Source organism: Agrobacterium sp. CFBP 3001 (assembly GCF_027871605.1).
Lineage (GTDB): Bacteria > Pseudomonadota > Alphaproteobacteria > Rhizobiales > Rhizobiaceae > Agrobacterium > Agrobacterium leguminum.
The window spans coordinates 35,700-56,097 of record NZ_JAQAHD010000023.1 but is presented as its reverse complement, the minus strand read 5'-3'; the positions used below and the strand labels follow the sequence as shown (position 1 = coordinate 56,097).

The following is a 20,398-nucleotide window of genomic DNA, read 5'->3' as shown; positions in this document are numbered from 1 at the left end:
GGTATTTATCCACGAAAAGAGGCGGGTGTTATCCCGCCTAATTTGATAAATTATTGTTGTTATTATTATACGGCTGTAACGTCCGCGATCTTGCCGGACGATGCTTCATTTTTAGCCGATAGCGTCAACTCGGTTAGAATCTGGCACTTAACCGAGTCGCCAACTCTACCTAACTCGGTCTTCTTTGTCGGGCGTGCGGTTGATACCGACCAGTAAGCAGGATCGAATGCAATAACAGTCGTCTTGCTCATAAAGTGATGCGGGATGATGTGGTGCGTACCAAAATCCGAGACGTAAATCTCGACACCCGCATAAACTGTCTTCGACTTGTCCTGCTCCTGGTATTTGGTTGCGTTTCCGCTAAACTTGCTGAATGCGCGCTTAAGGCTACCGGAGACGATCACCTTGGACGGGTCACCACCTTCTTCCCAGATAGACTGCGCCAACTCGTTGAACATATCTTCTGTGAGAGGGCGGGTTGTACCTGCGGTCACTGCGCCAACAAGGCCAGCGTTAAATCCGGGTGTGGAACCGCCGACGCCGTGATCAGCGTTAGTCGATAGCCACGCTTCGAGACCACCGAGTTTACGGGTATTACCGCCAACGCTGGCGTTAGCCGAGACAAGCGCGGACTCGATGTCGATTTTCAACTTTTCGGTTTTCTTGGCGATCTGATATGCCATAGCCGACTTGTAACCAGCCGAGTTTACGCCGTCTTCCAACGTGCCGGATACTTCCGCGACTTCCGAGAAAATCTGAGTATAGTTGCCGAGGCGATTGGGACCGGACTGATTTGCTTCTGGAGCAGCGCCTGCTTCTGGCTGAGCGTTGTCTTTATTGGCTGGTTCGAGCTTATCATTTAGAAACTCGTGATATGTGTTGGTTGCTTTATCCTTTTTGATTTCGGTGAAAAAGGGAGTCTTGGTTGGCGAAATGTTAGAAATTACGTCGCCTAAATCTTCGCGACCATTTTTAACTTCTGTAGACTTTAATACGGCCATTAGTGGCTTCTCCGTTATTATTATAATTGATGTTGTTGATATTAAAGCATCTGCATAATCATAGCCGCCGCGTCTTCTACCGTTCCTGTATCGGTAAACGTCTTGCGGGTTGCTTCGGTTTTGCTGTTGCCGTGTGGTCGATTAACTGGTGCACTGATCTTGGGCTTGTCAGCGATAGCGGCTTTAGCGGCGGGTACTGCCTGTGCAGTGGTCTGTGCTTTGTACGCGCTATAGAGGATCGACAGTACGCGACTATCCGCGATACCTTCGATTTCCTCTTTACTGAAACCATTATCTGAAAGGTATTTTGTCATACCCTTCAAGATCGGTGTCGCGGTCTCCTTGTTGCCAAACTCAGGGAATTTCGCGACGATTTCTTCTCGCGCACGCTGCTGATTTGCTACAAAGGCTTCGCGTTCAACACGCTCGTTTTCCTGCTTAAAAGCAGTTTCAAGTTGAGCCAACTGCTGCACCTGACTTTCGAACGCAGCCGCCTGTTCTTTTTTTACGGCGTATTCGTATGGATCATCAGCGGCGAGTTGCTGCCAGTTAATGTCAAAGTTATATTTCCAGTGGGTGGCAAGCTGGTGCTTGATTTTCCCAATTTCTGCCAAACTCTGATTTCGGATTTCCACTTTCGCCTGTTCCATCGTGCCAAGTTTTTCACGTTCGGCAGCGAGTTCTTGCGTTTTCTTGGTGTAATCCGCTTGACGAAGATAACCTTTCTTTAGTTCACCGTAATTGATTTTGGAGCCATCATCTAAGGTGATTTCTCGATCATCGGTAATTTCGGAAAATGTATCTTCGTTGATGTCTTTTTCGATTTCATCCGTTGTCTCAAATTCCGTTTCCGGGTGATCGTTCACAATTTCATCGGTCGTTTCGGACGTGGTGGTGTCGTCATCAATTACAGTGTCGGTTGTTTCGTTGTCGTCAACGGAGTCCCACATAGTTGCAATATGTTGAGCAGCATCTTCGATGCTCATTCCAGTCCCTGTGTCAGGGGTATTGGAAATTTCTGTCATAAGGTTTGATCCCATATATGTTATTATTATTTTTATTTATCGGAATCAAAAAGTCGGATTATTGCGGTTGATTCTCTGCGATTGAAGCAAGTTTCTCGGCTGCAATATATGCTTCGATTTTTTTGCGGAGCAAATCGACTGCGTATGAAACCTTATGGATTTCTTCACGGCGCTCTGCATCGAGAACATTCGTACCGCAGAACTGGTCGAAAATATCAGACTTGATATTGTCGATAATCGCACTGAAATCATCATTATCAAGCAGACGTTTTGCCTGCTGCGCGCGTTCAGTAACTTCTTCGCGTTTCAATGATTTCATTTTTTACATTCCCATCGGTGATTGTGGAGGCATATTCGGAGCGACTGGAGACTGCGTTTGCTGCATCTGTAGTTCCGCGAGCATCTGGTCACGCTGTGCCATATCCATCTGTTTCTGTTCGTTGATCTGTGTCTGGCGTTCGTTTTCGAGACGCTGGCGTTCAATCGCCCACTCGATGTCCTTACGATCACGAGCCTGTTCCATTTCAAGGCGGGCAATATCGATCTGCGCACCGTACTTCGCTGCGATTTCGGCTTGTTCGATGACAAGTTTCTGAGCCAGTTCATCGCGGCGGAAATCATCTTCCACTCGAAGTTTATAAGCCTCGAATTCACGCTCTTTTTCGTCAGCCTGTGCCTTGAGTTGCGCCTTCAAGATTTCGGCGTCTGCAAGACTCTTGTTCGGATCGATTGGAGGTGGGGGAGGCGGCGCAGGTGGCAATGTGGCCGGATCGATATAATAGGCTTCAGCGCCTTGTAAACCTGCGGTCTCTGCGATTTCTACGAGGGTCTTATAGATTTGCTGCGGGCCTGCGATACCTGACTGCATCGCCTGCATCTGGCTCTGGAGCGTGGATTGCAGGATCGACATTCGATAATCTCTATCCATACTCCCAAACGATATAGTGGTCGTTACGTCCATTTCTGAGGACCAGTCATCGATGGTGAACGGCACATACTGATCGGAAAGACGCTGGATATATTGCTCGGCTAGATCAGGATGTTGCACACATAGATCGATAATAATACGCACGAGATAACGATAACCGGTATCGGCCATATGGCGACAGACCTGCTCGATTAGGATTTGCTGTGCATTTGCACGCTGCGCATTGGCACCTGCGGCGACACGTTGCAGGTCGGCTGGATCGACGCTAACCATCTGCCCGCCAACGCCCGTGACGTAATCCATATTGTTCTGCATCTGCTCGATCACAGGCATTGCAGACATACCGGCAAATTGCGGCTGGTTATAACTGATGCCTCCGGTCGGATCTTCGGATCTGATAACCTTGCCGGGGTGGATCGCCAAAATGTCGTCAACCGATGTTACCTCTGGATTGATGACCTTGATCGGATCGACGTGCATATGCAGGTTATCAAGGATCGCCCGCTGGATTTTGGAAATCAGGTCTTGCTCGTTACCGACGCGATCCGCGATGCCTTGGCCGTATAGGGTGTTTGCCAGCGGGAACGGCACGAACGCCGAATATGGAAAAGTGCAAGTTACCTCTGTCCAGCCGAGTACCACGGGCGCTGAGGTACTACCTGCTATGGTGATGCGATACGGTCTTGTTGTATCGTCATCGATCTTCATCTCGGAAAAAATTTCGTAAACTTCGACTTCTGAACCTGTCGGCTGGTTGTTCTGGCCGGTCGTAATGTTCTCTCGCGTTACCGCTACGCCATCGGTCTTGCTGCCTGCGTATGGTAGTTTTTCGATCAGATCGGCGTCATAACCACGCTCAAGTAACTGGTCTTTCGTCAAGTGCGTCCGATGGCCCTGTAGATCAGCAATGATGCCGCCGGTCTGCACGTCGATATCAGCATCGCTGGAAACGATAAAATCTTCGACAGGCAGCGCTTTGAATTTGAATTCTGGATTGTGCGAAATAGTGCGGATTTTGATATCGCGGACGGTCGGCATAAACTGGTCTTTGATCGCATCAGGAAGCGACTCCAGGTCGATCTGCGATGGATCGACGGGTATTCCCATTTGTGCGGCTAACCCCGCTATTAACTGCTGGTCAAATTCGTTTCGGTATTCTTCACCCGCTTCTACAATAGCGATCTTGCCCGCCTTTTCGTCTGCCACCATCTGCACCAATTGTTCGTCGGTGACGGCTTTCATCAACTTGGGAAGGGACTCTTTTCGTCTAGCGGAAAAGTCCACATACATAACACCAAGGCCGTACAGACACGCGTTTTGAACCCACGGCGTTAGCAGGGAAACGTGGCTGTTTCGCTCGCGGAGGATATGATTGATGACGACATTCTGCTGCTTGGCGATTTGCTGGTCATAAGGTGTTGCGGTTTTGGGCTCGAAATAAACAACGGATTTCTGCCCATCCAGCACTCGCAAAATCTGCGCGACCGCCCAGCCGACTCGCTCCTGCACGTCGCTCGATACAAATTTACTGCGACCACGTATCTTGTCATCACCCGGCATTGGCTGACGAAGATACTGTTTTAGATTGCGCTCGTATTGAGATTGCAATTGGCTTGATGCAAAAGATGTAGCGGTTTGTAGTTTTTTGCCGATTATGGACGCGATATCGTCACGCGATACCTTGTTATTATTTTTATTCGCCATTGTGGTCGCTTATACCGATATTAATATCAGTATTTATGCGATGGCGTCATTCGTATGCTGCGAGATTGCTATAAGTAAGTGGCTTGCTAAATCCGTATTTAGACGCATATCTGGTCGCAGAAACCGCAAAAGTAAGACATAGAGCGTCTGCAAAGTCAGGTGATTTGCCTTTCATTCGTTTCTTCAGGTCTTTCTTACTTTCGATGCAAATTTTTCCGCTGTCGGTATTGTATTGAATCGAAGTCAATTCCGCGATTAACGTCTCGTGGTTCGGGATTTGCACGTCTTCCGAGGCAAACCATTCTTTGCATTCCCACCAGATTTGATCGCGTATATTGCGGTATCGTTCTGGCTGTCGGGTCGGCTTGTTCGAAACCTTGATATCTTTGACCGGCAAGCCGAACTCTTTAAGAGCCGAGTAGACGCCATAGCCCACGCCGATGCTGTCAACGGCGATAACGGCTGGTCGCTGATTGACTTGCGTGGATTGATAGACATCTCTGACTTTGTAAGCGAGCTGGACGCTATCGAGATTATTGTATTCTTCGAATTTGTGTACCATCCGGCCTTGGCGGATGCATAAAACGGAGCGGTCCTGACCATCCCCAGCCGGGTCCACCCCCCATATGAACGGCTCGGTTGCTGCCGGGATGATATCGGTTTGATTGATGGCGATATCGACAAGGTTTCGAGAAATAAGACCTTCGGCTGAATCTTCAGGAAACTCGCCCAACACCATAATGCGATATTGGCGGGAATCTTTCCCGCCATACCGCTTTTCGTAGGTTGCCAAATGCGCTGGCGTGACGCCGGGCATATCGTGGATGTTGCCGTGGACTTTTGTCCATTCCCACGAGACATTCGGATCATTATGTGTTTGCCAGAAAAATCCCGAGGCTCGTGAAGGGTTGCTAATCAATACAAGTTTGGCATTTTCATTCGGGTTGATGAGAACGTTCATCAGCGCGTCTGTGTAAATTATGTCGTCAAGACCATCCGCTTCATCGACAAAAACAAAGTTGTTGTCCGCGTGAATACCACGTGCTGCCGACACATTCTCCTTCGAAGCGAGGCGGTATTCTGCGAAACAATCTGCTTCGGCAGAGTTGCGATATGCAGATTTAGCGGTGATTGTAAAAGCCTGTTTAAAAACAGGGTTCATACGGTGATAAAGTATTTGGAGTTCGTTCCAGATACCTGCCTTGATATTAGGTTCGGACGGTCCGAAAATCGAAACCTTAACGCGGTTGTGGCATATCAGACACCACCAAACGAGAATAGCAGTTATATGCGTCTTGCCGTAACCCACCCCGCCGCGCATCGTAATTGCTTTATTATCGCGAACGGCATTTGCGAATTCGAGCTGTTTTTCTCTTAGATCAGTCCCGAAGATCTGTTTCGCGAACAAACCAATGTCATTGCGAAAAAGTGTAATTAACTGTTCTAATTCGGCTGCTTTTTTCTTATTTCTCTGACTGTCCGTCAGTTCTGTTGTTGTCGTCATTATCTTGCTTATTGTTATTATTATTAGTAGTAGATAATTCCGCAGACACGTTGATTGCGGTCGCAATCCCTTCAAGAGAGATGGCGGTCGGTATTACCGGATGTTTGGAATAGTTACCGATGATGCGGACTATTGCTTCGGTCACATAAAGACCGATCAGACCGAGAACGAATGCTATACCGCTTGCCGATCTGCTCGATTCATCAATCGACATAAAGGCGGTAATTAATGGAGTGAGATAACTGGCAGTTAATGCACCCGCGATACCGCCAGCGATGTTTTCTTTCAGGTTTTTATCTTTGCTGGTCGCATATCGAACTGCAGCGCCCGCTGCACCAGAAGCAAAATGGGTGGAGGCAATATACGAAAAGTAGGAGAGGACAATGTCATTCATTTTCTTATGCTTGTTGTTTTTGGCGTTAATGCCATTTGTCATCGGTGTCATCATCATTGTCTTCTTCCTCGACAGGGGTGACATCAATCATCGCTGACTTGTGGCCTGCCAGTCGATCATTCACTGAACGAAGTAAGTCAGACACCGAGTGCTCGTGTGAAACTTCGATTTTTCGTGCGGCTTTTGAAACAAAGGGGCTGATGATTAACTGTACGGCGGCTAGGCGTACTGCGTCTTTTTCGGAATTTTTCATCAAATCAAAAAGGACGTCGGCGGCATCATCTGCCATATCACCGAGGCGCTGTTTGAGGATTGCAGGAACTGGCTTTCTGCCTCCGTGGTGCGGATGCCCCGGCTGAAAACCCTGCGCTTTTAACCTCTCAAGGTTCTCGGGACTACGGCGATGATCCTGTGCAACCGGTTCATAATATGGCGATTTGCTATCTGGATCGCGTGGTTTTCGTTCACGGTTTGACATCAATATTCACGTCCTCCCATTATCGCGAGGAACGTTTTTCCATCGGTTTCATTAGTGAATGTCACATCGAAATAGGGCGGCTCGATATTGGCGATGAATTCGGCAACTGGATTGATTGTCCCCTCTATCCAAGTCCGATATTTGGTCGTCATCCATTCGCTAATCGCTTCATCGCGTGTTAATGAAGGACGTGATGCGATGTAGTCACGCATATCATTTGTGACGAGGTATTGCGGTATTTCGTATCTAATTATTTTCATCTTGCAAAATCGAATTGACTGTAAACTTATTTATGATTTATGTGGTGACATTGAATTTCATATCACCTGAAAGGAAGATGAAATGGCTAATGTAGATAAGAAGAAACTCTTTGACCTGTTCGCATCAAAGGCAACAACGAAAACAGTTGGACGTGCAGGAACGCCTGCTGATCCGGTATCTAAATTTTTGGAGAAGTTGAAAGCACAACGCGAAACCGCGAACAAATTGACGCGCAATACGGAAATAAATCGTGCTGACTGGTATAGTAGGCGTGGTGATGGTTACGTAGTCCGTATTGGTTCGTCACCTATTTCTATCGAGGGGAAGACGCATTTTGAAGCCGCTACCAAAGCGGAGGTCGTGGAGCTGTTGGACGCTGCAGAGAAGTTGATTCAGTCCGATGATGATATCAGGGCGCAAATCATTAAGCGTTCGGAAGAACGGTCACGGAAACTGCGTGAAGCCAAGAAGAAGTAAAACAAAAAGGGGGCTTGAAGCCCCCTTTTTTATCTGCCGCGAATTATGCGTAAAAATGAAATTGCCATCATACTGCCGACTGCGACGAGGACCGGCCAAACGGTTGCTAATGGTTCAGGTTCCAACTTATAGAAGATTGCCAATAGCAGGTACATTGCGATCCAAGGGTATGTTTTTTCAATCATTCAAAATCCTCCGTTACGAACAATCACATCGCTCTGGTCGTTGGCGCAGTCAACTCCGTAGATCGACATCATTTACATTCCCCTTTTTGCAATGATTTGAAGGATATGGTCGTCATTTGGCAATGCAATTGCTTGGCGTCGTCGGTCGGCTATATCGCTACCGAAATACTGATGTGTAGCGGATAAGTACGGTGATAGTTCCGTGACGTTGATGTCGGATTGGCTCACGAGAAACTGTGCAAAAGCATTAAAATTCCGATTGCCGTTCCCTTTGGCGCAATTGCCGTACTTCGCTATACCAGCCTGTATCACTGCCTCGTGCTGATGATGGCGGATGGCTTGCTGCCAAGGCTTGATGCCGGTCTGCGCTGTGGTAGCGGGTAGAGTAGGAGCCGTAATTGGCTGCGCTTGTTGTGCCTTATGTTCGTCTTTTGCCCATTTACGGGTTAGGGTGGTAGGATCGAGGACCGGCTTGCTGGTATCAACGTGGCGGAAGTAATCTTCCTTCTTACCAGATACGGGCTTGCACGGAATGTAAAAGATATCCTTGGCTGACAACTTATCGACATAGATGGAAGAGTCGATCTCCACCAACCGCGCCGTAATATGCTTGATAATCCACTTGGCGAAAAAGATCGGCACCTCGTGCGTCATAGGAATGTAGATGCGATACCGATAAACGCCGGTAGCGCCCACGTCGCACGAATATGTATTGTAGATGCCTGCCGTATAGGGGATTAAATCTAACGCATAATCCGGTGAAATCGTCGTACCATCGATGTCGATTACCAGAAGATTTGGATTCCGACGGCTTGCGTCATCGCGGGTAACGGATGGAGTAATGTATGGCGTCTGCGACTTTGCTGCCGGTACGAAACTACGCTTGCTATCCAACCACCGGAAAAAGCCTTTTGCACTATCGTCCATCGCAATGGGGGACACGTCTTTAACGTGTTGGCCGTGTCCAAAATGAAGACGCTGTGTGCGTTTAATCTGCTTTGATAATTCCTTTTCTATCTTCGTAATTTCGCGAGATTTTGCCTGCCTGTCTTTATCATCAACTCTTTCCTTCATCACCTTTGCGGGACGAAGAACGATGTCGTGGTCGATCTTGACGATGTTTGTTGTTTGGAAAATCCCTGCCACGGCCTCAGCGGTTCGCTTATCAGCCACGACAAATCGACATTGCTTATCCGAATCCGCCATACGGATATTTGTGCGCCCAAAGAACTGGTAGGCAACCTCGACAGCGCGGCACATATGGATTTTTGCCTGATCGAAGCCGTAAATCCCATCAAGATTCGCGATTTGATAGTCAGAATAGTTCAAGGCCGTCAGGAATGCGGCATTTGTTTCTTCACGGAATTCGTTCAAGCCGTGGCTGATTGTTTCGATTATCTGCCCGTGTCCGAATTTGCGGCGATATGGGGGGGTATCGATATCGGAATTGACAGATAAAAGGTACTTCGAACCAAAATGCCCGTCCAATACCTTTCCGATCTCGGTAAACAACGTTTCAGTTCCCGTCGCATAATTTTGAAATTTACCAATCGACCAGACATCATCGAACAAAAATGCGATTTCAACTCTTTCACCGTCCTGCGCCGTATGTGCGGTCTTCTTTGGCTTGATGAAGGGATGAGGCTGAAAATCGATACCGTGCATTTGCCATATATGGTGCAGCATCGAGGTGGGGATGGATGCGCCCATAATCGTTACGTGTGACCAATGCTTGAAAACTTCGGGGAGCAGGAAGGTAGTAGCTGTGAAGGTTTTCAGTTTTTTGTCACGTCTATTGAATGCCTCTGCATCAGCTGTTTTGATAACCACTTCCTTCGCAGGGTTCTTGGCGTCCGCGAACAAATCCGAAAACAATTTGCTAACTTCGTCACCTTGGTGGTCGATCATTTTAGACCAGACGGACTGCTTTTCGGGATTGGGGATGACGCGGCTATATTCACCATCGGCAAACTGCGGCATTAGCAAATTGTCGGTCAGGATCGATTTATGATGCGATAACGAGATTGAATAGAATTTCTCGACTTCGAAAATTTCATCAATAATGAGTTCGAAATCGCCATTTTTTGCGAAGTTGATACCGGCGAACAATGTAGCGTGCGTCGTGATAATGATGCGCTTGCTAACATCTAACAGTGCATCCTTGAAAGCCGACGTAGTGCTTTTAAATCCATATAATGAACCGGAGTGAATGACGTGTGGGTTGGAGTTAATTAGGTCTTGTCGTTCTTGCTCGATCAATTTGATTGTCGGCATCGCGATGACAACGCGCTTGTTCGTTTTCTGCACGATATTCGCAACATAATTCGTCATTGATTTTGTCTTGCCAGAACCAACAGGTGCAGAAACAGTGTAAATTGTCTTTTGTTTATTCATATGATTATCCATTCTATAAATTTCCTACTTCGACATAGGTTTCATAAAATTATTTATCGAAGATACCGGATGCGGTTCATTTAATGCAATTTAATTCGTTTTTTTATTTGAAAAGAAAAAGGCCATCAGCGTTGTCGAAGTGCTGATGGCCTATGATGCGTAGGGGTGGACGCATTATGTAGGGAATGGAGACCTACGATGTATTTATCGAATATACCGGATGCGGTTCATTTAATGCAATTTAGTTCGATATGATGATTGATTGGCAAGGAATGCTACGCATCCCGTTGCAAGCAGGTACAGGCCGATACGGAGACGGGCTCCTACGTCCAGACCTGCTTTTTTCTTTTTAATTCTTTTCGTTTTTGGGGTTTCTGGCCACCTACCGCTCGGGCTATCGGCGGGCCAGACCCCTAACGTTTTGATGATTTTTGGGATTCTGGTTTTTCAAAAATATCTTTTAAAGAAATGGCGAAAACCCTTATTTCTCGGGGTTCTGGCCTATCACTTTTAGGTCTTAATAAGAGTCAGAAGTGACATAGGTATTTGTCTTTCTTTATTGAGTGAAATGCCCCCTTAGAATCCAGGTGCATATACATCTCAAAGGAAGAATGTATTTGTCACGTACACCATCTTATAAGACCTGATCGTGACAGGTTGGAATTCCGAAAATATCCATACCAATCAACATAAGCGATGGCCAAGCCGGTGATCCCGGCGCGGGGTAAATCGCATATGTCTGCCAGATAAGCGCCACGTCGTGCTCTGCACGATGGGGCTGTCATATCAGTAAGATTCTAAATCCAATAACAATGTCAAAACAAAATAGAAATTAACACACAAGCCCACACAATCGATTTCTCGACAAAAACGATTGGTGCTTCCAGATGGGTTAAATACGCACACACGGCCTTGTGTGTCGCCACGTGGATAAATACCCCAAAACGGGTATTTAAAATGCGCAATAAATTCGAAGAAAGAATATCGAAATCACATCATATTCCAGCGACGGCAACATACGAATCGCACACGTTGCCATATACGATCACGAGCAATTATCTCCCCGACTGGATCGATCATACGACACGCACGATCTACGAAACGAAAGGTTTCTGGAGAGCGACAGATCGAAAGAAAATCAAAGCGATTAAAGAGCAATATCCCGGATGGCGTATCGTTATGATTTTCTATGATTCGACAAAACGAATAACGAAATCGAGCAAAACGACATACGCGCAATGGTGCGATAAGAACGGCATTGATTGGGTGCAGGCGTAAATACCTATGGATCAACCATAGGAGTTTTTAGATGAAACCGTTCTTAGCTATTTTCGTTATCTTCGCGACCATCAGCGGATGTACATATTATTTCCAGAATGGCGAAAAGAATTTCAATTTTTCTGCGGCACGTTGGATCGAAATTGAATCCCCTTCACCGCATTACACCTGCCACGCACGTGTCGGCGGGGGAGCAATCGAAACAATGAAATGTTTTCCAAAAGACCCGAATTTCAAGCCAGTTTTATAATTTCAAAGCCTCCTAACGGGGGCTTCTTGCTAATCCACGAGCTGCCCGTTCGTTGTCCCACAAGGCAGGATCTGCCCTTGGGACATCGATCCGGTCGTAGACAGCCCGCATAGCGTTCACGTCTATCCTGTCGCCAAAGAACTCCTTCGAACGTGCTACGAGGATATCGAAGGGTAGGGTAGACCAATCGCCCGTAGTTCGCACGGTTCCGTCCGCACCAATGATCCACCAGCGGATAAGACCGCCTACAGCGACGATAACTTGCTTTTTAGGAACATCGACTTGAACGGTAGTAATAACCCGCCGCAGATTGTGGGCAATTTTCGAGCGCGAAATAAATAGCTCATCCTTTGACATCGAAGCCCATTTTGATACTTCACTTCTGATCTCGTCGTGAATGCTTTTCTCAGCCTTATCAGTCTCATCAAAATCACGTAGCTGGCGTTCCAGCCCTTCGATTTTTGCATCAACGGACGCCGTATCTTTTCGTAGGTCGTTAAGGCGAGTCATAAACGAAATTCTATCATCGTTATCTTCAGCGGTTTCGACGCTTGCACGTATATTTGCTATGCGCTTTGCCATTTCACCACGATTTTGACGGTATGTGGTGAGGTCGGTAAGTATGGCGTCCTTCGACTTGTTTCCTCCTTTTGACTGATCGATGTAGTAGTCCATCACTAGTCGCAAAATAGCGTCTTCAAAGGCTTGATAAGGCAGAAATTTGCGACCGTCACTGCTGCATTTCGAGCCGATGAAACGGGTTTGGCAGGATAGATAGAGAACCTTGTTTTTGACACCGCCTCGGTTCAGGCGGATTGCGTGACCACAGTGGTGACAAACAGCGAGGTTTTGCAGAAGGTTGGTATAGCTCTCGCCTTTGCGGCCACGACGAACATTGTTTTGCGATTTCAGTCGATCCTGAACCCGATAGAACAAATCCCTGTCTACCACGGCTGGAAAGTAGTTTTCGGCCACCTGATCGCCAGCACGGTAGCTCCCGATGGCTGCTTCGTGCTTCAGGAGGTTCATTATCGTTGGTGAATACCAGACGCCTTTTGTAGCAACATCACTCGTGCTGGATTTGAAGGTCGGAACGCCGCGCTCGTTGAAAAGCCGAGCAATCGAATGACCTCCTAGCCCGGAATCATATAGTTCGAACATCTCCCGCACAAATGAGCCAAACTTGTTGACCACGCAGTCCCACTGTCCATTGGTCTGAACGTTTGTTAGCCACATCGGTGGATTGGTGACGTATCGCTTTTGACCGGCAAGTATATCCGTTTTACGTTTTGCTGCGGCAGCCTTCAGACGTAACGATTTGGTTTTACTTTCCTCGTGTGCCCGAGAAATAACGGTCAAAGATATGATCAGTTGGGTAGCATCGTTACCCTTGCTGTAGCGTTGATTATCATTCAGCGTGACCACGTCAATGTCAGCAGATAAGATGTCAAGCAATTGCGATTGGGCGGTAACAGGGTTCTCGCGAGACAAACGGTCTAGGCTTTCCACGATCAAGATAGAGCCGGGCTCGATTTTACCAGCCGCCACTAAATCCAGAAATCCGCCAAGTGCTCCGATGGCTTTATGCTTCCCGTGGTACGCAGATAGCCCGATGTCGGTCAGTTCTTCGTCTAGGACCAGCCCCGTTTTCTCGGCGTAGGCACGTGACACGTCTAACTGACGGCGAACACCATCGCCTTTCGCCTGCACTTTGCTCGAAATACGAACGTACGAATAAGCCTTTGCCATTACCGCGCCCTAGCTGATATGCATCCAATCAGTAACCGGAGGAGGGTTACTAACAATTGAATACGCCGAAAAGCGCTCTTTTTCATCATTATATGGGCATTTCGCGGCTGCTTGCCGGGCAGCTGGAATTTAATGCCATCATCCAGGCGGTCGCCACCGAGATCAGCCACATCATCCCGCATGACCATATGGATGTCTGCATCAAGCAGCTGGATGACAAATATCACATTGCCTATGAGAGCGGTCTGGTCAGCGCCTGGAGCCGGCAGCCGCCCGCCCTTCTGACCGGTAGTCCGATCCGGACACTGCTGTCAGGCGAGGTCGAATATCTTTTAAGCGGCGACGCCTGTTCCGATCCGCGCTTTCATTTCGAAGGGTCGTTTTCGAGCCCGATCATCGAACTTAACCTGCATAGCCGCCTGCATGTGCCGATGAAGGTGCATGGCGACATCATCGGCGCGCTGAGTTGCTCCTCCCACCAGTCGGATGCCTACACTATGGAGGACGTGGCGAATGCCCGCGCCGTCGCGGATTTGCTGGCGCCTTATTTCTACGCCATCCGCGCCGCCGAGCAGGCGAAACGCTCCGCCATCGAGGAGGCGCGCGCCAATGCCCGCGAGGAGGGCCTGCGTTTAGGCGCGCTGCAATTGACCGAGGCGCTGGAGGCCGAGCGGCAGCGCATCGGCATGGATCTGCACGACCAGACGCTGGCGGATCTGACGCGGCTTGCGCGCCGCATCGAGCGTATGAGCCATACCCCCGACCTGTCGGGCGAGATGCTGGAGCCGGTGGTGCGCAGCCTGCAGCATTGCATGCAGGATTTGCGCGAGATCATTGAGGAGGCGAAACCTTCGATCCTGCAATTGTTCGGTGTCGTTGAGGCGATCGAGACCTATGTGGACCGTTCCGTGCGCGACAGCGGGTCGGCAATCGACTGGTCGGTGACGGATGAGACGGACGGGCTGGTGGAAAGGCTGGACAAGACGGTGGCCATATCGCTGTTCCGCATCGTGCAGGAGGCGGTGAACAATGCCATTCGCCATGCCCAGCCCGAAGCGATTGCCGTGAAACTGACCGCAATCGACGGCGGCTTGCGGGTGACGGTCAGCGACGATGGCAGCGGCGGCGGCGAAGGCGGGGCCTCCGGCGGCCTCGGCATCGGCAATATGAAGACGCGGGCGCGGCTGATTTCGGCGAAATTCGATATTGGCGGCAATGGCACGGGAGCGGGAACCCGCATCACCGTCACCTTGCCGGCAGGCGCTTTCGACCGGCGGGAGGAGTTGTGACATGGACGTGCTGATCGTTGAGGACGACGCGCTGCACCGCGCCTATCTGAACGAGGCGGTGCGTGCCGCGCTGCCGGAATGTGACAAGGTGCTGGAAGCGGCAAACGGCAGAACCGGCGAAAAGCTCGCGCGGGAAAATCGCGCCGCCCATATCGTCATGGATTTGCAGATGAACGAGCGCAACGGCATCGAGGCGGCACGCACCATCTGGAAGGAAAGGCCGGATACCCGCATCCTGTTCTGGTCCAACTATTCCGACGAGGCCTATGTGCGAGGTGTTTCCCGCATCGTGCCGGAAGGGGCCGCCTATGGCTACGTGCTGAAATCCGCCTCCGATGACCGCCTGCGGCTGGCGCTGCGCAGCATCTTCATCGAGGCGCAATGTGTGATCGACCGGGAAGTGCGCGGCCTGCAGGAAAAGAGCCTCGGCAAGGCGCATGGCTTTACCGATTCCGAATATGAAATCCTTGTCGATGTCGCTCTCGGCCTCACCGACAAGGCGATTGCGCGCCGCCGCAACCTGTCGCTGCGCAGCGTGCAGAACCGGCTGCAAAGCCTCTATGAGAAACTGAACGTGCATCAGGCAGCCGGCGATGACGAGGCGGAAGGCCGGTATAATCTCAGAACCCGCGCCGTTACCGTCGCTTTCCTGCGCAAGCTGTTGAATTACAGCGCGCTGGAAAGGGCCGAGCGGGAGTTGGCGGAATGGGCGGGCAGCCGCTGATCCTCAGGGCAGGAAGGCAAGCAGCCGTCTTTCATCCGCCCTGAGGCCGGAGACGGGCTTTGCCCCGACCTTCAGGATACGGCCAAGCTTTTTCTGCGCTTTCTCTTCCGTGGCGATATCGAGGACGGCCGGGTGCACATAGCTCTTGCGGCAGATGGCGGGCGTGTTGGAAAGCTCCGCCGCTGCTGCCTGGCACATGCCTTTTATGCTCGGTTTTTCACCCGCCGCCACATGTTCCATCGCGTTGCAGAAGGCGGCGAGCGTTCCGCCCCATGTGCGGAAGGTCTTGGCTGAAATACCCTGACCGCCGATACGGGAGAGATAAGCGTTGAGATCGCTGGAATCGACCGAATGCACCCGGTTTTCACTGTCCTGCCAGACGAAGAGTTCCTTGCCGGGCAGATCGGCGATTTCCTCAAGGATTTTCTGAAGGCGAGGGTGGCGCAATTGCCGTTTCACCTTCTGTCCGCCCTTGGCGGCAAACCGCAGCTCGATGGTTTCACCGAAAGAGACGTGTCGCTTGAGCAATGTCGTTGCGCCATAGGTGCCGTTGGTTTCGAGATAGGAGCGGTTGCCGACGCGCAGATAGGCGGCATCGAGCAGCAGCGTGAGTGCTGCGAGCGTCATTTCCTGCCCATGATCCTGTTTTTCGATATCGGCGATTGCGCGGCGGCGAATGGCGGGCAGCGCCTTGCCGAAGCTTTTGAGCTGGAAGAATTTCGTCTCACCCCGGAGCGCATGCCAGTCGGGATGATACCGATACTGTTTTCGCCCGCGGGCATCGAAACCCGTAGCCTGCAGATGCCCTGATGGATCGATGCATATCCAGACGTCTTTATAGGCGGGCGGCACGCCGAGCGCCTTGATGCGCTTCAGTTCGACGCTGTCGGAGAGAAGTTCGCCGCCCGGAAGGCGGTAACAGAAACCGCGTCCGCGTTTTTCGCGGGAAATACCCGGCTCCTGATCGTTAACATAGGCAAGTCCGATTTTGGCAAGAAGGCGGGTGGGCGGTTGTGGCATGGTTTTTTCCGGCAGGTTTCACGCTGCGGCAAACGAAAAACAGGCCACCTTCGTTCCGGCGGCCTGTCGTTCCAGTCGTGAGTTTTCTCAGCCGGTCTTTTTAATCAGCCGGCCTTGGCGATCCGCAGAATCTGCGAGTTCCCGCCGCCGCGCTCTTCGGTCACGGCATAGATCGCGCCATCCGGACCGACCTTCACGTCGCGAATGCGCGCTTCCAGCGGCAGCCGGCTTTCGGTGGCAACCCTGTCGCCATCGATATGCAGGATGACGAGCCCCTGGCTCACCAGACCGCCCACGATGAAGGCGCCCTTCCATTCGGGAATCTGGTCGCCGTCATAATAGGCCATGCCGGAGGGGCCGATCACCGGGTCCCAATAATAGACCGGCTGTTCCATGCCTTCCTTTGCGGTAACGCCTTCGCCAACCGACCTTCCGCTATATTCGACGCCATAGGTGATGACCGGCCAACCGTAGTTCAGGCCGGCTTTCGGCAGGTTCAGCTCATCGCCGCCCTTCGGCCCGTGCTCCACCGTCCAGAGCCTGCCCTCACCATCCAGTGTCGCAGCCTGCAGGTTGCGGTGGCCATAGCTCCAGATTTCGGGGAGGGCATTCTGCTGGCTGGCGAAGGGATTGCCTTCAAAGGCCTTGCCCTGCGTATCGATGCGGAAGACCTTGCCAAGCCCGCTCGACAGGTCCTGCGCCTGCACGCGCGGCTTTGAATCCGAACGTTCTCCGACGGTGACGTAAAGCTCGTTGTTCGGCCCGAAAACGAGGCGGGAGCCGAAATGTTTGTCGCCGTCATAGGTCGGCATCTGGCGGAAAATCACCGAGACATTGTCCAGCTTTGCCGCGCCGCCCTCCTCGGTCAGTTTCGCCGAGGCCACCGAAGTGCCGTTGCCGCCATCGCGCGGTTCGGAAAAGGAGAAGAAGATGGTGCGCGATGTTTCGAAATCCGGAGCCAGCGCGATGTCGAGAAGGCCGCCCTGTCCGTCGGATGCCACCTCAGGCACGCCCGCGATCGCCGGGCCGGCCTTGCCGTCGGTGACGATATGCATCGCGCCTTCCTTGGCCGCGACGATCATGCGGCCATCGGGCAGAAACTCCATCGACCACAGATGCGGCAGGCCGTCCGCGATCACGGTTTTTTCGACGCTTGGCTGGGTGGCGGCCTGCGGCGCGCGGGTCTGACCCTCAAAGGCCGGTTTCTGATCCGGCGCATTCGGCCGTTTCGTTTCGGCGGCCGGGGCCTGGGCCTGCGCAACACCGGCGAGCGGCACGGCGAGCAGCGCACACAGGATCGTCGAACTCAGAAATCGGTTGGTTTGGAACATGGGTCTCCCTTCCATCGTTTACATCAGGCGGAGAACCATTTGGGGAGGATTTCGTTTCCTGCGATAGTTTCAAGAAAACTTGATCACTCCGTGTGCAGGCGGCACGCTCTTTTCTCATCCATGCGAATTCATAAGGAACCGCAAGGCGCAAGCGACGTTTGGGCTCTGTTATACGGAGGGCGCCATGCAGATCATCGACAACAAGACCATTGACGGGAACAGAACCAAGCCGATTCTCAACGTTGCGGAATTCTGCCGGCGTTACCGGCTGGACAAGGCCGAGGAAACCCGGCTCAGAAAGCTGTTTGGCGAGTTCGCCTCGCGGCACGAGCTTTTGATGAATGCGCAGCGCAAGCCGAGCTTCCGCTGATCATTCCTCCGGGTCGAGAGATTTCCCGAAGATCATGAAGACATCATAACGGGTGTTCTTACCCATTATCTGATGCGAAGGCTTGCGAATGCCCGGCATCGGCTCGGCGCGGAGCGGCCATTTCAGAACCACCCGTTTCGTCGCATTCTCCAGTGCAGCCTCCATCAACTCCACCTGATCCGGGTCGGAGCCAACCAGTTCTCTGAGCACCCGCATCTCCTTTTTCACCAGCGCCGTATTGTGGCGCGGTGGGTGCATGGGGTCGACAATCACCACCTCAGGTGAAAGCTCTTTCAGCAACTGGCGTGAATCTCCGTGAAGCAGCGTCATGCGCGCCGCCGCCTCGGCGTAGGCGCCGCCCGCCTCCAGCGCACGGCGAATGCCATCGGCGAGGTGCGCATGCATGTCCGGCGAGCGTTCGATGAGGGTCACTTCCGCGCCGAGTGAGGCAAGCAGAAAGGCATCCCGCCCGAGCCCGGCCGTGGCATCGACGATTTTTGGCGTGCGGCCTTTGGTGAAACCCGCGGCTTTCGGCAGGGCCTGCCCGCGCCCTTCGCCGGAACGGAAACGGTGCCCGACCGCACCGCCGACAAAATCCACCACGAAGCTTTCGTTTTGTTCCTTCATTTTGGACCTCAGAAGGGGCAGGGTACGGTATAGGTGACGTCACGGCCATCGGGATGGCGGAACCCGACCTCCTGTGCATGCAGCATCAGGCGCGGCGCGGCGGCGAGCGCTTCGCCTTCGGCGTAAAATTCATCGCCGAGGATCGGATGGCCGAGCGCCTTCATATGCACCCGCAATTGGTGGGTGCGGCCGGTAAGCGGGTTTAGCGCCAGTCGCGTTGCCGGAAGCGGCAATCGTTCCAGCACCCGCCAAAGGCTCTGCGCCGGCTTGCCGTTCTCGTGGTCGACCCGGTGGCGTGGCTTGTTTTCGGGATCGATGGCGAGCGGCAGGTCCACTTCTCCCGCGTCTCCGGCAACCTCTCCCCAGACAATGGCGATATAGGATTTGCGCGTCTGGCGGTTTTCAAACTGCGACGCAATCGCCGCATGCGCCTTGCGGTTCAGGGACATCAGCACGATGCCGGAGGTGTCCTTGTCCAGCCGGTTGATCATCAGCGCTTTCGGGAACTGTTTCTGCACCCGCGTCATCAGGCTGTCCGAAAGCGCCGGATCGCGCCCCGGTACCGATAAAAGCCCGCTTGGCTTATCCAGCACCAGCAGATCGTCGTCGTGGTGCACGATGGTGAGCCAGGGGTCGAGTGGCGGATGATAGACAGGGTTGGAAAGCTCTGTAGACATGTCGCTTCCTTAGCACGAATTGCGCGTTCGGACAGGCGCTAGGGCATTTCCAGGAAAAGTGGACCCCGGTTTCCGTCCGGAAATGCGCCAAAACAAAGAGTTAGAGTGTTTTCGCGCTCCGAAGAAAAGCGAAAAAACTCTAGTCGGGAATATGCAAATTGACGCGACCGCTGGTCAGGTCGCTTAAAAGCCGGGTGAGCCGTTCGGCTTCCTCCGCCGGGACCGAAAGCAGCATATCCGCGCCGGTGCCGGTGAAATCCTCCCTTTCCACCCGCAGGTTCTGTGTGGCGGAAAGGCGCGATTTCACCAGCGCCAGATCGGAGAAGGGGCAACTGAGCGTCGCGCTGACATAGGCGATGACCGGCGAGGTTTCGCCAAGCCGCAGGCAGGCGGCCGCCGTGCCGCCATAGGCGCGCATCAGGCCGCCGCTGCCGAGGAGAATGCCGCCGAACCAGCGGATGACGAGAACGGCGACATTGTCCAGCGCCTGACCGTCTATGGCCTGAAGGATCGGTTTCCCGGCCGTGCCCGAAGGCTCGCCGTCATCGCTGAAGCGATAGGTCTGGCCGCTTCGCCATGCCCAGCAATTATGGTTCGCGTCGGGATCGGAATGCGCCGCAAGAAAGTTTTTCGCGTCCTCTTCGCCCGCCACCGGCGCGGCAAAGGCGATGAAGCGGCTTTTCTTGATATCCTGCGAAAAGGTGACGGGGCGGTCGAGCGTGAACATGGGCG

21 protein-coding genes are annotated in these 20,398 nt (G+C 52.0%); 6 read left to right on the top strand and 15 right to left on the bottom strand.

What is annotated here, in order from left to right; genetic code table 11:
- Positions 1–65: 65 nt before the first annotated feature.
- From PH605_RS21800 to PH605_RS21765, 8 genes are read right to left on the bottom strand one after another with little or no spacing between them, the layout of a single operon-like run.
- A complete protein-coding gene (locus PH605_RS21800) occupies positions 66–1,001 on the bottom strand; it encodes an SU10 major capsid protein (protein ID WP_142846007.1) in 936 nt (311 codons plus the stop codon).
- Positions 1,002–1,042: 41 nt separating this feature from the next.
- Entirely contained in the window at positions 1,043–2,026 is a 984-nt protein-coding gene (locus PH605_RS21795) for a hypothetical protein (protein ID WP_142846008.1), read from the bottom strand.
- A 58-nt stretch (positions 2,027–2,084) separates the two neighbouring features.
- Positions 2,085–2,345: a hypothetical protein gene (locus PH605_RS21790; RefSeq protein ID WP_142846009.1), complete on the bottom strand. Its 261-nt coding sequence runs from the start codon at positions 2,343–2,345 to the stop codon at positions 2,085–2,087.
- Positions 2,346–2,348: 3 nt separating this feature from the next.
- Positions 2,349–4,658, bottom strand: coding sequence for a portal protein (locus tag PH605_RS21785; protein WP_142846010.1), 2,310 nt, complete (start codon positions 4,656–4,658; stop codon positions 2,349–2,351).
- 46 nt (positions 4,659–4,704) lie between these two features.
- A complete protein-coding gene (locus PH605_RS21780; protein ID WP_142846011.1) occupies positions 4,705–6,162 on the bottom strand; it encodes a hypothetical protein in 1,458 nt (485 codons plus the stop codon).
- Positions 6,122–6,613: a hypothetical protein gene (locus PH605_RS21775; RefSeq protein ID WP_142846012.1), complete on the bottom strand. Its 492-nt coding sequence runs from the start codon at positions 6,611–6,613 to the stop codon at positions 6,122–6,124. The genes PH605_RS21780 and PH605_RS21775 overlap by 41 nt, the downstream gene beginning before the upstream one ends.
- Positions 6,582–7,034 (bottom strand): hypothetical protein, encoded by a 453-nt coding sequence (locus PH605_RS21770; protein WP_142846013.1) that lies wholly within the window; start codon positions 7,032–7,034, stop codon positions 6,582–6,584. Before PH605_RS21770 ends, PH605_RS21775 begins: the two co-directional genes overlap by 32 nt.
- The gene (locus tag PH605_RS21765; protein ID WP_142846014.1) at positions 7,034–7,246 is read right to left on the bottom strand and encodes a hypothetical protein; all 213 of its coding nucleotides are present in this window, start codon (positions 7,244–7,246) and stop codon (positions 7,034–7,036) included. The genes PH605_RS21770 and PH605_RS21765 overlap by 1 nt, the downstream gene beginning before the upstream one ends.
- A gap of 130 nt (positions 7,247–7,376) precedes the next feature.
- On the opposite strand from PH605_RS21765, the gene PH605_RS21760 reads away from it, so the two are divergent.
- Positions 7,377–7,772 carry a hypothetical protein gene (locus PH605_RS21760; RefSeq protein WP_142846015.1) on the top strand — a complete coding sequence of 132 codons (396 nt, stop codon included), beginning with the start codon at positions 7,377–7,379 and terminating at the stop codon, positions 7,770–7,772.
- 257 nt (positions 7,773–8,029) lie between these two features.
- On the opposite strand, the gene PH605_RS21755 is transcribed toward PH605_RS21760, so the two are convergent.
- Positions 8,030–10,363, bottom strand: coding sequence for a DEAD/DEAH box helicase (locus PH605_RS21755; RefSeq protein ID WP_142846016.1), 2,334 nt, complete (start codon positions 10,361–10,363; stop codon positions 8,030–8,032).
- 900 nt (positions 10,364–11,263) lie between these two features.
- On the opposite strand from PH605_RS21755, the gene PH605_RS21750 reads away from it, so the two are divergent.
- Together PH605_RS21750 and PH605_RS21745 are read left to right on the top strand one after the other, a co-directional pair.
- On the top strand, positions 11,264–11,629 hold the full coding sequence (locus PH605_RS21750; protein WP_271040161.1) for an endodeoxyribonuclease: 366 nt from the start codon (positions 11,264–11,266) through the stop codon (positions 11,627–11,629).
- A gap of 31 nt (positions 11,630–11,660) precedes the next feature.
- Entirely contained in the window at positions 11,661–11,879 is a 219-nt protein-coding gene (locus tag PH605_RS21745; protein WP_142846018.1) for a hypothetical protein, read from the top strand.
- Positions 11,880–11,891: 12 nt separating this feature from the next.
- Here PH605_RS21745 and PH605_RS21740 read toward each other — a convergent pair whose 3' ends face one another.
- Positions 11,892–13,628: a recombinase family protein gene (locus PH605_RS21740; protein WP_142846019.1), complete on the bottom strand. Its 1,737-nt coding sequence runs from the start codon at positions 13,626–13,628 to the stop codon at positions 11,892–11,894.
- A 92-nt stretch (positions 13,629–13,720) separates the two neighbouring features.
- Here PH605_RS21740 and PH605_RS21735 point away from each other — a divergent pair, with 92 nt between their 5' ends.
- Positions 13,721–14,917: a GAF domain-containing sensor histidine kinase gene (locus PH605_RS21735; protein WP_142846042.1), complete on the top strand. Its 1,197-nt coding sequence runs from the start codon at positions 13,721–13,723 to the stop codon at positions 14,915–14,917.
- Between the two features lies 1 nt (position 14,918).
- Positions 14,919–15,641: a response regulator transcription factor gene (locus tag PH605_RS21730; RefSeq protein ID WP_003522116.1), complete on the top strand. Its 723-nt coding sequence runs from the start codon at positions 14,919–14,921 to the stop codon at positions 15,639–15,641.
- Between the two features lie 3 nt (positions 15,642–15,644).
- Here the strand turns inward: PH605_RS21730 and PH605_RS21725 are convergent, their stop codons facing one another.
- Together PH605_RS21725 and PH605_RS21720 are read right to left on the bottom strand one after the other, a co-directional pair.
- Positions 15,645–16,661, bottom strand: a complete 1,017-nt coding sequence (locus tag PH605_RS21725) for a DNA topoisomerase IB (RefSeq protein WP_065657404.1) — start codon at positions 16,659–16,661, stop codon at positions 15,645–15,647.
- Between the two features lie 104 nt (positions 16,662–16,765).
- The gene (locus tag PH605_RS21720; protein ID WP_065657403.1) at positions 16,766–17,992 is read right to left on the bottom strand and encodes a PQQ-dependent sugar dehydrogenase; all 1,227 of its coding nucleotides are present in this window, start codon (positions 17,990–17,992) and stop codon (positions 16,766–16,768) included.
- A 184-nt stretch (positions 17,993–18,176) separates the two neighbouring features.
- Between PH605_RS21720 and PH605_RS21715 the strand changes: the two genes are divergently transcribed.
- Positions 18,177–18,362 carry a hypothetical protein gene (locus tag PH605_RS21715; RefSeq protein ID WP_003508485.1) on the top strand — a complete coding sequence of 62 codons (186 nt, stop codon included), beginning with the start codon at positions 18,177–18,179 and terminating at the stop codon, positions 18,360–18,362.
- Here the strand turns inward: PH605_RS21715 and PH605_RS21710 are convergent, their stop codons facing one another.
- The 3 genes from PH605_RS21710 to PH605_RS21700 all read right to left on the bottom strand — a co-directional run bounded on the left by PH605_RS21710 (position 18,363) and on the right by PH605_RS21700 (position 20,393).
- Positions 18,363–18,989: a class I SAM-dependent methyltransferase gene (locus tag PH605_RS21710; protein ID WP_142846020.1), complete on the bottom strand. Its 627-nt coding sequence runs from the start codon at positions 18,987–18,989 to the stop codon at positions 18,363–18,365.
- A gap of 8 nt (positions 18,990–18,997) precedes the next feature.
- Positions 18,998–19,666, bottom strand: coding sequence for a pseudouridine synthase (locus tag PH605_RS21705; protein WP_142846021.1), 669 nt, complete (start codon positions 19,664–19,666; stop codon positions 18,998–19,000).
- 139 nt (positions 19,667–19,805) lie between these two features.
- Entirely contained in the window at positions 19,806–20,393 is a 588-nt protein-coding gene (locus PH605_RS21700) for an IMPACT family protein (RefSeq protein WP_142846022.1), read from the bottom strand.
- Positions 20,394–20,398 lie beyond the last annotated feature (5 nt).